The sequence below is a fragment of the Paracoccus aerius genome (assembly GCF_014656455.1).
Lineage (GTDB): Bacteria > Pseudomonadota > Alphaproteobacteria > Rhodobacterales > Rhodobacteraceae > Paracoccus > Paracoccus aerius.
In genome coordinates, this window is the sequence record NZ_BNCL01000002.1 from 260162 (window position 1) to 274144 (window position 13983).

General features: G+C 66.7%; 11 protein-coding genes. 3 read left to right on the forward strand and 8 right to left on the reverse strand.

Annotation, left to right across the window (positions count from 1 at the left end; genetic code table 11):
• Positions 1 to 82 precede the first annotated feature (82 nt).
• On the forward strand, positions 83 to 1270 hold the full coding sequence (gene nhaA / locus IE224_RS03465) for a Na+/H+ antiporter NhaA (RefSeq protein WP_191308078.1): 1188 nt from the start codon (positions 83 to 85) through the stop codon (positions 1268 to 1270).
• Here the strand turns inward: nhaA and IE224_RS03470 are convergent, their stop codons facing one another.
• The 5 genes from IE224_RS03470 to IE224_RS03490 all read right to left on the reverse strand — a co-directional run bounded on the left by IE224_RS03470 (position 1271) and on the right by IE224_RS03490 (position 7033).
• Entirely contained in the window at positions 1271 to 3046 is a 1776-nt protein-coding gene (locus tag IE224_RS03470) for an SLC13 family permease (protein ID WP_191308080.1), read from the reverse strand.
• A gap of 156 nt (positions 3047 to 3202) precedes the next feature.
• Positions 3203 to 4006, reverse strand: coding sequence for an ABC transporter ATP-binding protein (locus tag IE224_RS03475; protein WP_191308082.1), 804 nt, complete (start codon positions 4004 to 4006; stop codon positions 3203 to 3205).
• Positions 4003 to 5031, reverse strand: a complete 1029-nt coding sequence (locus IE224_RS03480; RefSeq protein WP_191308085.1) for a FecCD family ABC transporter permease — start codon at positions 5029 to 5031, stop codon at positions 4003 to 4005. Before IE224_RS03480 ends, IE224_RS03475 begins: the two co-directional genes overlap by 4 nt.
• Positions 5028 to 6050: a FecCD family ABC transporter permease gene (locus IE224_RS03485; RefSeq protein ID WP_191308087.1), complete on the reverse strand. Its 1023-nt coding sequence runs from the start codon at positions 6048 to 6050 to the stop codon at positions 5028 to 5030. The genes IE224_RS03480 and IE224_RS03485 overlap by 4 nt, the downstream gene beginning before the upstream one ends.
• A complete protein-coding gene (locus tag IE224_RS03490) occupies positions 6047 to 7033 on the reverse strand; it encodes an iron-siderophore ABC transporter substrate-binding protein (RefSeq protein ID WP_191308089.1) in 987 nt (328 codons plus the stop codon). Before IE224_RS03490 ends, IE224_RS03485 begins: the two co-directional genes overlap by 4 nt.
• A 286-nt stretch (positions 7034 to 7319) precedes the next feature.
• On the opposite strand from IE224_RS03490, the gene IE224_RS03495 reads away from it, so the two are divergent.
• Entirely contained in the window at positions 7320 to 9476 is a 2157-nt protein-coding gene (locus IE224_RS03495; RefSeq protein WP_191308091.1) for a TonB-dependent siderophore receptor, read from the forward strand.
• Between the two features lie 6 nt (positions 9477 to 9482).
• On the opposite strand, the gene IE224_RS03500 is transcribed toward IE224_RS03495, so the two are convergent.
• Positions 9483 to 10376, reverse strand: a complete 894-nt coding sequence (locus IE224_RS03500) for a helix-turn-helix domain-containing protein (RefSeq protein ID WP_191308093.1) — start codon at positions 10374 to 10376, stop codon at positions 9483 to 9485.
• 108 nt (positions 10377 to 10484) lie between these two features.
• Here IE224_RS03500 and IE224_RS03505 point away from each other — a divergent pair, with 108 nt between their 5' ends.
• The gene (locus tag IE224_RS03505; RefSeq protein ID WP_191308094.1) at positions 10485 to 11456 is read left to right on the forward strand and encodes a siderophore-interacting protein; all 972 of its coding nucleotides are present in this window, start codon (positions 10485 to 10487) and stop codon (positions 11454 to 11456) included.
• 84 nt (positions 11457 to 11540) lie between these two features.
• On the opposite strand, the gene IE224_RS03510 is transcribed toward IE224_RS03505, so the two are convergent.
• Entirely contained in the window at positions 11541 to 12029 is a 489-nt protein-coding gene (locus tag IE224_RS03510; protein ID WP_191308097.1) for a hypothetical protein, read from the reverse strand.
• A 171-nt stretch (positions 12030 to 12200) separates the two neighbouring features.
• The gene (locus IE224_RS03515; protein WP_191308099.1) at positions 12201 to 13901 is read right to left on the reverse strand and encodes an ABC transporter ATP-binding protein; all 1701 of its coding nucleotides are present in this window, start codon (positions 13899 to 13901) and stop codon (positions 12201 to 12203) included.
• Between the last annotated feature and the right edge of the window lie 82 nt (positions 13902 to 13983).

The window sequence follows — 13983 nt, forward strand, 5'->3', positions numbered from 1 at the left end:
AATGGCGTGTCCTGCGTGCGCCCAGGGACGACCCCTGAATACGGAGACCGGTTGAACCGTTTCTGACAAGGGGGACCGTGCATTGGCAGGCCGCATTCAAAACACCATCCGCAGGTTCCTGGACAGCGAATCGTCGGGGGGCATCCTGTTGATGGGATCGGCCGTCCTGGCGCTGATCGTCGCCAATTCCCCCTGGTCCGAGGCCTATTTCCACGCGCTCCACGTCTATCTGGGGCCGCTGTCCCTTCAGCACTGGATCAACGACGCCCTGATGGCGCTGTTCTTCCTGATGGTCGGGCTTGAAATCAAGCGAGAGATGGTGGACGGCCACCTGTCGTCCTGGCCGCGCCGGATCCTGCCCGGGGTCGCCGCGGCGGCGGGCATGGCGGTTCCGGCGCTTGTTTATCTGTTCTTCACGGCGGGCACGGGCGCCACGCACGGCTGGGCCATCCCGTCTGCCACCGACATCGCCTTCGCGCTTGGGGTGATCTCGCTTCTGGGGTCGCGGGTGCCGACCTCGCTCAAGGTGTTCCTGGCGGCCCTTGCGATCATTGACGATCTGGGCGCGGTCGTGGTGATCGGCCTGTTCTACACCAGCGGCCTGTCGCCCGCGGACCTGGCGATCGCCGCGCTGATCCTGATGGCCCTGGTGGGACTGAACCAGTCGGGGGTGATGCGGCTGTGGCCCTATCTGCTGCTTGGCGCCGTCCTGTGGTTCTTCGTCTGGCGGTCCGGCATCCACGCCACCATCGCGGGCGTGCTGCTGGCGCTGACGATCCCGCTGAAGCGCACGCCCGCCACGCCCGAGGCGCGCCCGGCCGAAAGCCCGCTGCACCGGCTGGAACATGCGCTGATCGCGCCGGTGGCCTATCTGATCATCCCGGTCTTCGGCTTTGCCAATGCAGGCGTCAGCTTTGCCGGCGTCGGAGCCGAGGCGCTGCTGGCGCCGGTCACGCTGGGCGTCGCGATGGGCCTGGCCCTTGGCAAGGTCGTGGGCATCTTCGGCGCGGTGGGCGTGCTGGTGCGGCTTGATTGGGCGGATCTGCCTGCCGGCGCAAGCTGGATGCAGATGTTCGGGACCGCGCTTCTGTGCGGGATCGGCTTCACCATGAGCCTGTTCATCTCGATCCTGGCCTTCGACCAGGTGCTGCTGCAGGACGAGGCCAAGATCGGCATCCTGTTGGGTTCGCTGGTATCCGGCATCGCTGGCTATACCGTCCTGCGCATCGCCAAGCGCGAGGCGCCGCGCCGGACTCAGCACGCGCGCTGATCAGACGGGCCAGACGGCCAGGATCAGCGGCACCCCGGTCAGCACGACCAGGATCGACAAGGGCAGGCCAAGACGGGGATAGTCGCTGAAGCGGTATCCCCCCGGTCCCATCACCAGCGTGTTGCACTGGTGACCGATGGGCGTCAGGAAATCGCAGCCCGCGCCCACGGCCACGGCCATTAGGAAGGCTTCGGGGGCATAGCCCAACGTGCCGGCAAAGGTCACGGCGATGGGGGCCATGACCAGCACCGTTGCCGCGTTGTTCAGGAAGGGCGTCACCGCCATGGCCGCCACCATGATCAGCGCCACCGCCCCCCAGACCGGCAGGCCGGTCGCGACATCGGACAGCCAGGCGCCGATCAGGTCGGTGCCGCCGGTGGTTTGCAAGGCCTCGCTGACGGGGATCAGCGACCCCAGCATGATCAGCAGCGGCCATTCCACCGCGTCATAGGCGCCTTCGGGGCTGATCGCGCCCGACAGGATCATCAGCACCGCCGCCCCGAAAAAGGCGATGGCCACGGGCAGGATGCCTGCGGCGGTCAGGCCCATGGCCGTCCCCAGGATCAGGATCGGCATCAGTTCCTTGCGGACGCTGCCGATGCGCAGGCTTCGTTCGGCCAGCGGCAACAGGCCCAAGCTGCGGATGCGTTCGGGCAGGATCTCGACCGGGCCCTGCAGCAGCAGCACGTCGCCGGCCTGCAGCCGGGTCTGGGACAGCCTCTCGGTCATGCGGTGGCCGGATCGGGACACGGCCAGAAGGCTGATGCCCTGTTCGTCGAACAGCCGGATGCTGCCCACGCTTTTCCCCACCAGGCTGGAGGTGACGGTTGTCACCGCCTCGATCACGCCGATCTTGCTGGCGGGCAGCTCCAGCCGGGACGCCGTGTCATGCCGCGTCATGGCCAGCCCGCCCTTGGCGACCGCGCGTTCCAGCCCGTCGGGCTCGCCCCGCAGCAGCAGGATGTCGCCTTCCTCGATCACGGTGTCGAACAAGACGACCTTGCGCCGTTCCCCGCCCCGGATCAGACCGGTCACGGTGATCTCTCCGTCCGCCATGCCGATCAGGGCGCCGATCGTGCGGCCGGCGGCGGCGGATCTTTCCGGCACCGTGGCCTCGGTGTTGTAGTCGCTGATCTTCACGGCCTCGCCCAGTGAGGCAGTGGCGCGGCGGTCCGACGGCAACAGCCGCCAGGCGAACATCAGGAAGGTGACGCCCACCGCCGACAGGCCCAGCCCCACCGGGGCAAAGTCGAACATGCGGAAGGGCTGGCCCGTCATTTCCTGCCTGACGCCCGAGACGATGATGTTGGGCGAGGTGCCGACAAGGGTGATCAGCCCGCCCAGAAGCGACCCGAAGGACATCGGCATCAGGTAAAGCGACGGCGACTGCCCCGACTTGCGCGCCATCTTCAGCGCGGCGGGCATCAGCATGGCAAGCGCGCCGATGTTCTTGACCAGCGAAGACAGCAGCGTGACCGTGCCGACCAGCACCAGAAGCTGCACCCCCATCGTGGTCAGCTTGCGCACCAGCCACCGCAGCCCGGCCTCGATGATGCCGGACCGCGACACGGCGGCGCTGACCACAAGGGCGCTGCCCACGATGATGACGATGTCGTCGGAAAAGCCGGTAAAGGCATGGTCGGGGGACACGGTCCCCGCCAGCAGCGATGCCAGCAGGGCCAGCATGGCCACCACGTCGTATCGAAGCCTGCCCCAGATGAACAACACCATCATCACGCCGACGATGGCGAAGGCAAGCACCTGCTGTGCGGTCATGAAAAGCCTTTCCCCTTCCCCTTGCAGCGAAGGGAACCACCGCAAAACCGATCCCACCCCAGATTGGTTGCCAGACTTGGTGGGCACGGTGGAAAGATTTATCCCGCGCCTGCTTCCCCCGTGGCAGAGGACCGCAACACCGAAAGCGGCTCGCCCTTATTCCGCCGCCATCCGGTGCCGGCCAATGGGCAGCATCATCGGCCGGCCCGAGGTCGGGTCTGCGATGATCCGGCTATCGAGCCCGAAGACGGCGCGCACCATCTCCTCCGTCAGCACATGATCCGGCGTGCCCTGGGCGTAAAGGTTGCCACCCGCCATCGCAACCAGGTGATCGGCATAGCGCGCGGCCAGGTTCAGGTCGTGCAGCACCATCACGACCGTCGTGCCGCGTCGGTGGTTCAGGTCGGTCAGCAGGTCCAGGACTTCGATCTGGTGGCTGATGTCCAGGAAGGTAGTGGGCTCGTCCAGCAGCAAAAGGTCCGTCTGCTGGGCCAGGGCCATGGCGATCCAGACCCGCTGGCGCTGCCCGCCGGACAGTTCATCCACCGCGCGTTCGGCCAGCTCCTGCGTTCCTGTTGCATCAAGCGCCTGGGCCACGGCCTCGTCATCCGCCCGCGACCAGCGGGACAGGATGCCATGATGCGGATGGCGGCCCCGGCTGACCAGATCGGCCACGGTGATGCCTTCGGGGGCGATGGGGGACTGCGGCAAAAGGCCCATCACCTGCGCGACGCGACGCGGCGACATGCGGTGAATCGCCTTGCCATCCACCAGGACACGGCCCGCGCGCGGCGCCAGCAGCCGCGACATGGACCGCAGCAGCGTCGATTTACCGCAGGCGTTGGCGCCGACGATCGCGGTGATGCGGCCCGGCAGCACGGCCAGATCCAGGCCCCGCAGGATCAGCCGGTCGCCATAGCCTGCGGAAAGGCCCTCGACGGTCAGGGAATGGCTGGTCACATCGAGTCTCCGGCGCGGTTCGCCCGCATGATCAGGTAAAGCAGATAAGGCGCGCCCAGGGCGCCGGTGACGACTCCGACGGGGAAGCGCGCGGGCAGAAGGAACTGGCCGATATAATCGCCGCCCAGCACCAGAACCGCGCCAACCAGGCCGGCCGGGATCAGCACCGATCCATTGGGCCCCAGGATCCGCGCGGCAATGGGGCCGGACAGGAAGGCCACAAAGGCAACCGGCCCGGTCACAGCGGTAGCGACCGCGATCAGCCCCACGGCCGCGACCACCACCAGCACCCGCGTCAGGGGAACATTCGTGCCAAGCGCGGCGGCAGCATCGTCACCCAGCCGAAGCGATTCGAGATCGCGGGCGCGGCTGACCAGCAGCCCGCCAAAGACCGCCAGCGACACCAGCAGCGGCAGGGCCTGGGACAGTTGCGCCCCGTTCACGCTGCCGGTCAGCCACCGCATCGCCTCGGCCAGGTCCCAGGACGGCGCACGGGACAGGACAAAGGCGATGATGCTGTCCAGCATGGCCGAGATCCCGATGCCTACCAAGATCAGCCGCGTCCCAGCCACGCCGCCCCGAAAGGACAGGGCATAGATGGCCAGGGCCACGCCCAGGCCCGCGATCACCGCAAGCACCGACACCATCGGGCCGTCCAGCCCCAGGACCACGATGGCCACAACCGCCGCAGCGCTGGCGCCCCTGCTGATGCCGATGATGTCGGGGCTGGCCAGGGGATTGCGCAGCATGATCTGGAAGGCCGCCCCGCCCAGCCCGAAGGACAGGCCCGCCAGGATCGCCAGCACGGCCCGGGGCAGGCGCAACTGCCCCACGGTGAACGACGCGCCGGCCACGTCCTGTCCCGCCAGGACGCGCAGGACATCGGCAGGTGGCACGAGGGACTGGCCCAGCATCAGCGTCAGCGCGAACCCCGCCAGCAGCAGGGCCAGCCCGCCACAAAGAACGCGGCTGCGGCGCAGGGCGCGGCGCCTGCGGCCTGCGGCGATCAGGGCTGCGGTGCTCATAGCTCCTTCACCCGCGCATGGCGCACGATCCAGATGAAGAAGGGCGCGCCGATAAAGGCTGTGACGATGCCCACGTCCAGTTCCGAGGGGCGGGCCAGGATGCGGCCCAGGATGTCGGACCCGACCAGCAGCGCAGCGCCCGCAAGCGCGGAAAAGGGCAGCAGCCAGCGGTGATCGACCCCGACCAGCAGCCGGCACAGATGCGGCACGACCAGCCCCACGAAGCCGATCGGTCCGCAGATCGCGGTGGTGGCGCCGCAGAGCAGGATCGCCCCCAGCGAGGCTATGGCGCGCACGACCGCCACCCGCTCGCCCAGGCCCGCCGCCATGTCGTCCCCCAAAGCCAGCGAGTTCAGCTTGCGGGCCGAGCCGAGGCCGATGGCAAGGCCAAGGGCCAGGAAGGGCAGAACGTGGACCATGCGGGCAAAGGTCGCCCCGCCCACGCCGCCGATCTGCCAGGCCTGCAATCCGCCCGCGATGTCGCCCCGCGACAGCATCACCGCCACCACCAGCGACGAAAACGCGACCGATGTCGCCATGCCCGCAAGCGCCAGCTTCAGCGGGGTCGGTCCGCCCCGTCCCAATGATCCGACCGCATAAACAAAGACCGCAGTTCCCCCCGCGCCCAGGATCGCGACCCAGATGAAGGCCTGGGCCGAGGCGATGCCGAACCAGGCGACCGCCACCGCGATGGCCAGCGACGCCCCCAGGTTCACCCCCAGGATGCCCGGATCGGCCAGGGGATTGCGCGTCACGCCCTGCATGATCGCGCCCGCCATGCCCAGCGACGCCCCCGCCAGTGCCGCCAGCACCGTGCGCGGGATGCGCGCGGCCACGGCGGCCTGTTCGATCGTGTCGACCTGGCCACGCAGGGCCGCGGCGATGTCGTCCAGCCCGACCTCTCGCGTGCCGATTGCGACCGACAGCGCGGCCAGCAGGACCAGCACCGCCATCAGGACGCCCAGCCACAGGACGCGCGGCGCGGCGTGGCGCGGGGCAGGGGCGGCAGCGTCGGTCATTCGGCCTTCCGCGCGGCCTCGGCCAGAAGGGCTGCGTAATCGTCAAGCACCCAGGGCAGCGACAGCGGCGTGGGATTGGCCGCGTTTCCCAGGGGATCGTTGCCCAGCAGGACGATGGCCTCGTTTGCGACGGCGGGCATATGGGCCATCAGGGGATCGGCCTTCATCGCCTGAAGCAGCAGGTCGCCGCCATAGGTCACGACAATGTCCACATCGTCAAAGGCGTCGATCCGCTCGGCGCTGACGGAACCGAAGAACTGTCCGGGCTGGGTCGCCTCGGTGACGCTGCGGGGCATGGACAGGCCCAGGTCGGCGAAGAACTTCACCCGCGTGTCATTGGCGCTGTAGAAATTGACGACCGACAGGTTCGTGCTGTCCAGATGGGTCACGAACATCGCCGTCTTGCCCTGCAGCTGCGGATGCTTGGCGACGGTATCGGCGATCTGCGCCTCCATCCGGTCGATCAGCGCCTCGCCCTCGGCTGCCATGCCCATGCCCGCGCTGTTCATGCGGATCATCTGGCGCCATTCGGTGGTCCAGGCGCTGTCAGGATAGGCCACCACCGGCGCGATCTGGCTCAGCGTGTCGTAATCCGCCTGCGTCAGCCCGGAATAGGCGGCAAGGATCACGTCGGGCTGCGAGGCCGCGACCGCCTCGAAGTCGATCCCGTCGCCTTCATCGAAAAGCGCCGGCGTCTCGGCGCCCAGTTCCTCAAGACGCTCGGCCACCCAGGGCAGGACGCCATCGCCGTCGTCATCGCCGTAGTTCGCCGCGGCCATGCCCACCGGCACCACGCCAAGCGCCAGAGGAACCTCGTGGTTGCCGGAATTGACGGTCGCCACCCGCTGCGGCTTTTCAGGGATCGTGGTCGTCCCGAAGGCATGGGGAATGGTGAGGGGAAAGGCAGCTTCCTGCGCCTGGACGGCACCCGCGGCCAGAATCCAGGCCAGCAAGGCGGCAAGCACGCGAAGAGGACTTTGCATGGGATCTCCAGTCGCTGTCAGATGCGGATTGCGCAATGCGGGGCTGCCTCGTCAAGGTCGCGGGACGGGGCCGTGCGGCGTGGGCGGCTATTTCCCATAGCTTCTGACAAAAAAAGTAGGATTATACAATACAGGCGCTGGGCATCTGTCCTAGAGGCGCTTTGTCGCTGCCTGGCTGCTTATTGCCGTGACCAGGCCAGTCCATCCATCAGCAAGCCATCCGGCGCAACTTCATCCCGCGCGGGCGGCCAGCATCTTTGCCCTGTAACACTGTGGAACACGACCCATGGCCATCAACAAGACTGCCGGAACAGCCAGGCACCGCTATCTGACCGCCTTGCTTCTAGGCTGCACCGCTCTGGCTCCGGCCAGCCTTCTGGCGCAAGAGGCAAGCCAGGACGTGACGGTTCTTGCACCGATCACCCTGGAGGGGGCGGGCGACAATGACGCGGACAGCGTCGTCGCCTATTCCACCACCGCGGGCAGCAAGCTGGTAACGCCGATTCTCGACACCCCTGCGTCGGTGTCGGTCGTGACATCCCGCGAGATCGAACAACGCGGCGCACGGACGGCCGAGGAGGTCCTGCGCTATACCACCGGCGTCGCGACGGACTTCTATGGCGGCGATGACCGGTTCGACTACTATAAGCTGCGAGGTTTCGACGCCTCGGTCTATCGTGACGGCCTGCCGCTGCAGAAGGCTTTCGGCGGGATCCGCGAGGATGCCTTTGCCTATGAGCGGGTCGAGATCGTCAAGGGCGGCAATTCCTCGGTCAACGGTCCCTCCGAACCGGGCGGCATCGTCAACTATGTCACGAAACTGCCCCGCGGCGAACGCTTCGGCCAAGCCTATGTGACAGGTGGATCCCACGGCCACGCCGAGGCGGGCCTGGACTTCGGCAACACGCTGACAGCGGACGGGACCTTGTCCTATCGCCTGACGGCGCGGGTGCAGGATTCCGAAAAGGAACTGGACTACAGCCGCGACGACGCCACGCTGGTCATGGGCGGGCTGAGCTGGCGGCCAAGCGACCAGACAACGCTCAGTGTCGTGGTCGATCATCTGGAACGGAAGGGATCCACGGGATCGGGTTGGCCGCTGGGCACCGATTTTGGGCGCGATGTGTTCTTCGGGGAACCGGATTTCGATTCTGTGACAAACGAACGCAACGCCGTCACCGCCATCCTGGACCACGACTTCGGCGGGGGCCTGAAGGTCAATGCCAAGGCACGCTACCAGGATGAGGATCGCGGCTTTGGCTATGCCTATGTGGCGGGCCTTGCCGGACCTACTGTCGCACGCCGCGAGTTGTTCGCAAGCGAAGGATCGGGCGAGGAGATTGATGCCGACGCCAATCTTCAATACGACACCCAACTGGGCTGGGCCGGAAGCCGCACTGTAGTCGGCCTAAGCTACCAACGGACCAAATCCGACAATGTGACACGATATGCGAACAACGTGGCCTACGACTTCGATGGCGACGGAGTGGGAGAAACGGTTCTTTATCCTTATCCTGCGGACCTGAACTACGACTGGGAAAATCCGCGCTATATCGGCGACATCGATCTGTCGCTGATCCCGGTCATCACGGACCAGGCAACAAGCTCGACCGTCAAGAGCCTTTACCTTCAGGAAGAATTGACCTTCTCGGACCGGTTCATCGCAAATGTCGGGCTGCGTCACGACTGGATCGACGGGCAGCAGACCAACCGGCTGGCGGGATCGGACACCAGAGGCGATTTCAGCAAGACCACGACCAGCCTTGGCCTGACCTGGAAGATCACCCAGGACCTTTCCGCCTATGCCAGCTATGCCGAATCGGTCCTGCCGGCCGCCCTGACGGTCGAGCCGGAAGAAGGCGAGCAGTTCGAGGTGGGGATGAAGTATCGTCCGGCAGGCATGAATGCCCTGTTCACGGCCGCCGTCTATGACCTGCGCAAGACGAACATCACTCGTACCGATTCCAGCACCAGCCCCCCGATTCCGCGGACCATCGGTGAAATCCGCGCCCGCGGGCTAGAGCTTGAAGCACGCGCCGAACTGACAGACGAGCTTGAGGTGATTGCGGCCTATTCCTATACGGATACCGAAATCATGGACCGTCTGTCACCCAACCAGGGCAACAGCCTGGGCAACGTTCCCAAACACTTGGCTTCGGTGTGGCTGGACTACACGCTGGCTGGCGAGGGCGCGCGTGGAGACATGACCTTCGGGATCGGGGCCCGCTACAAGGGCACCGCCTTCGGTGGCGACGACAATCTTGTGAAAAGCGAAGCCGCCGTCCTGGTCGATGCTGCCTACAGCTATGACGTGACAAGCGACACCACATTGGCCGTCAACGTGACGAACCTGCTGGATGAAAAGCACCGCGAGGCTGCCGGCGGGTCGATCACCTACAACCCCGGCCGCGAGGTCGCGGTCACCCTGCGCCGCACCTGGTAGTCCATGTCATCCTGCCATCTGCATCCGCCGCCATGCGGCGGGTGTCTCGCCCGCGATCTGGCGGAAGGCGCGGGTCAGGTGCGCCTGGTCGGAAAAGCCAAGCTGGGCCGCGACCTCGGCCACGGTCAGGTTGCTTTCCAGAAGCAGGCGCTTGGCCTGGACGATCCTTTGCGCAAGCTGCCATTGCAGGGGCGTCTGGCCGGTGGTCTGCTTGAAGACGGCGGCGAACCAGCTTTCGGAAAGGCCCACCGTGGCAGCCATCTCGGCCACGGTCATGCGCCGGTCCTGCCGCGCCGTCAGCGTGCCGGTCAGCCGGCGCATCTGCGCCGGCGTCAGCCCGCCCGAGACAGGGTCGCCACCTTCCACCGGCAGGTCAAGCAGGCCCGTGGCGATGCTGCCCACCAGGCTTTCCGCAAAGACGGGGTGATGGCGGGGTTGGGAAACCTCGGCTACCAGCAGATCGGCCAGGGCAGAAAGGGGGGCGGCATCCCCGGTCTCGACCGGACGGTTCAGGACGGACAGCGCCTCGGACGTTCCCAAGGACGGGGACAGCAGCCGCAGAAGCCGGTCGCGGTGAAGGTGCAGATCCAGGTGAGAGAAATGGTGCGCCCCGGCGAAGCTGGACCACAGCGGGACGCCCGGCGGGACGTAAAGCGCCCGCATCATCGGCCGGGCGTGACCGGGTATTCCATCCTCGCGGTTGGAAACGCGGATATGGGACGACACGTCGTTGAAGAAGAACACGATGCGCGGGTCGGGCGACAGGTAATAGCCGCGGGCGCCGGCTTCACCACGCGCCTGCCAGAACACCCCAACCATCCCGTCCAGGCTGCGCCAGCGGACCGGCAGCGTCGCATGGATCCCTTCGGTCCGGCAGGTCATCCTGTGAAGAAAGCTCATCCCGCGCCTTTCATCTTCCCCAGAAATCCGGCCGGGGCAGCCGTGTTTCATATTGTTGACTGAATTGCTTTACTATATCCACATCACGATCAGGGAAAGGCCTGCGTCATGTCGCATCTGCGTACCCATCGGAACTTTGGCATCATCCCCCGGGCCTCGGGCGCGGCGGCTGCTGCGCTGAAGGCACGGGCCGTGGCCTGGGACGTGCCCTTGGAAGAAACCGCCGATGCGCTGAGCCTGTTCGTCTGGGGGTGCGAGCTGCGGCTGATCCCGGGGGATGATGACGTGCGCGTCGAATTGTCTGCGCCCGAATCGCGGCTGATCGGCAATCTACAGGACAGCGCCACCGAACTGTTCGCGGAAGCCGGGCTGGACGTTCAATGGGACCGGGTGGATGCCGGCGCCCTTGCGCCGGGGCTGTCCTTGATGCGGGTGGCGTCGGTCAGGCAGCGCAGCCCGGGCTTTATCCGGGTTCGATTGGCCGGTCCCGATGCCGCGCGTTTCGGCACGGGCAGCCTTCATTTCCGCCTTTTGCTGCCGCCTGCGGGACGGGCGGCCCTTTGGCCGCGCATTGGCGCCTCGGGGCGCACGGAGTGGCCGACGGGCGCGGATGCCTTGCACCGGCCGGTCTATACCGTGGCGGAACAGGCCGCCGACTGGCTGGATTTCGACATCTTCCGCCACGCGGGCAGCCCGACCTGCGACTGGGCCTTGTCCGGTCCCGAAGGGGCCGAGGTGGGCATCATCGGTCCCGGGGGCGGCTGGTGCCCGGATGCCGATCGGCTGCACCTGTTTGGCGACGAAACCGCGCTTCCTGCCATCGCGCGGATGCTGGACCTGGCGCGGGGTCAGGTTTCAGCCCATGTCCGGGCCGATCTGCGCGACCTTGGTCCCCTGGTCGCCGATCCACGGGTGACGCCTTGCGACGATCTGCTGGCGGCCCTGGCCGAGGCCCGGTTGGAGCAAGGCAGCCATTTCTGGTTCGCGGGCGAGGCAGGCCAGGCCCGGCTTGCCCGGCAGCACCTGATCGCCCGCGGCATCGACCGCAAGGACTTCATGGCCGCCGCCTATTGGGGCTGATGCCGCCTGGCCTGCCCCGGCCGTTAAAAAGGGCCGGGATGCGAAGTGCAACCCGGCCTCTGGCTTGTCTGGCGGATCGGGTGTTCAGGCCGCGTTGCGCCGCCGCAGGAAAAGGGCGGACCCGATCGAGGCCGCCAGAAGCGGCAGGGTTCCCGGCAGGGGAACGGGCGCAGGATCATCGACCCGGTTCAGGCTGAGCGTGGCGTCGCCGCCAAGCGCGATGATCCCGGCGGCGAAGTCGACCCCGGCATCCAGAAAGCCAAGGTTGATGGACAGCCCGTCGAAGGCGACGAAGGTCATGCCCATCGTCACGCTGTCGAAGAACTCGTCGATGCCACCGTCGAACTCGGCAAAGGCATAGGCGGCCGTTCCCAGGAAATCCGGCGCGATCGGCCAGCGTCCCTCACCCGAAAAGTCGAGCGTGTAGTTCCCCGCAGTCTCGATCTCGTAAAGGAACCCCCGTGCCTGCAGCCAGGACGCGTCCACCGATGCGACTGTCGCCGCCTCGACAGCCGGTGCCACGCCCAGGGTCGTGAGGAAAAGGAATGCGGCAGCCTTCAAGGATGTATTCATGAACCACTCCATACCACTTGAACAAGAAAACCATGACTAGGTGATCGAAAGGCACCTGCGCACGCGAAGGGAAATATGCCCTATCGTTAACGAAAGATTAACACTTTTCTGCGGACCGGATGAAATTCGTCGTCCCCTGCCGCTATTTGCCGCAAACGGGTGCCCGTTCCTTCAGGCCGCCAGGCCCGCATAGATCCCGCCTTTGGCGATCAGGTCCGCATGGCTGCCGATTTCCGCAATCCTGCCCGCCTGCATGACCACGATGCGGTGGGCGTTGCGGATCGTGCCCAGCCGGTGGGCGATGACCAGCGTGGTGCGGCCCACGGCAAGCGCGTCCAGGGCCTGCTGGATTTCCCGTTCGGTCTGGCTGTCCAAGGCACTTGTCGCCTCGTCCAGGATCAGGATCGGCGGGTTCTTCAGGAAGGCGCGGGCGATGGCCACGCGCTGCTTCTGCCCGCCCGACAGCATCACGCCGCGTTCGCCCACGACCGTATCCAGCCCGTCGGGCAGCCCTTCGATCATCTGGGTCAGCTGCGCGCGCGCGGCGGCCTGCCGGATCTCGTCGTCGGTCGCGCCAAGGCGGCCATAGCCGATGTTTTCGCGCAGGGTGCCGCCGAACAGGAACACGTCCTGGCTGACCAACCCGATCTGGCGGCGCAGGCTGTTCAGCCGCAGGGCGGGCAGGGGCAGCCCGTCCACCGTGATCCGGCCGGCGGTCGGCTCGTAGAACCGCGGCAGCAGCGCCAGCAGTGTCGTCTTGCCCGCGCCAGAGGGGCCGACGAAGGCCACGGTTTCCCCCGCCTTCACGGTCAGGTCGATCCCGTCCAGGATGGGGCGGCCCGCGTCATAGGAAAAGCCCACATTCTCGAAGCGGATGTCGCCGCGCAGGGCGGGGGCCTCGACGGCGTCGGGAGCGTCAGAGATCTCGGGCTCGGTTGCCAGCAGTTCCTGGTAACGGCGGAAGCCCGCGATGCCGCGCGGATAGGTCTCGATCACGGCGGCGATCTTTTCCAGCGGGCGATAGAAGACGCCGACCAGCAACAGGAAGCCCACGAAGCCGCCGGTGGTCAGGTCGCCCGACAGCACGAAGCCCGCGCCCACCACCATGACGACCACCTGCACCAGGCGCAGGCCCATGTATTGCAGCGCGTTCGACGCCGCCATCACGCGATAGGCGTCCAGCTTGGCCTGGCGGTAGCGGGCGTTGTCGGCGGCGAACAGGTGGTTCTCATGCGCCTCGTTGCCGAAGGCCTGCACAACGCGGACGCCGCCCAGGGTTTCCTCGAGCCGGACATTGAAATCGCCCACGCGGGAATAGATGGCGCGCCAGGTCTGGGTCATGCGTCCGCCATAGACGATCACGATGGCCAGCATCGCCGGCACGATCAGCGCCACGATCACGGCAAGCTGCGGGTTGACCCAGAACATCAGCGCAAAGGCGCCCACGAAGGTCATGATGGCGATGAAGGCGTCCTCGGGGCCGTGATGGGCGACCTCTCCGATTTCTTCCAGGTCGCGGGTCACGCGGGCGACCAGCTTGCCGGTGCGCGCCCGGTCGTACCACCGCCAGGACAGCCGCGTCAGGTGGTCGAAGGCGCGGGCGCGCATTTCGGTCTCGATGTTGATGCCCAGCTTGTGGCCCCAATAGATCACCACCGTCAGCAGGCCCGCATTGACGGCATAAAGCACCAGAAGGCCCGCGGCGGCGGCAACGGTCAGCGTCCAGTCACCCTTCGGCAGCAGGTGGTCGATAAAGGCTGTGACGGCCAGCGGGAAGGCCAGTTCCAGCAGGCCCGACAGCACCGCGCAGCCGAAATCCAGCCAGAACAGCCCCATGAAGGGACGGTAATAGGAAAAGAACTGGCGCAGCATCGGGCGATTCCTTCAGGCGGGTCTTGCCCGGACGCGGCGGCGGCTTGTCATGCCCGGCGTCGGGGCGCGGCGATCTGCCTCT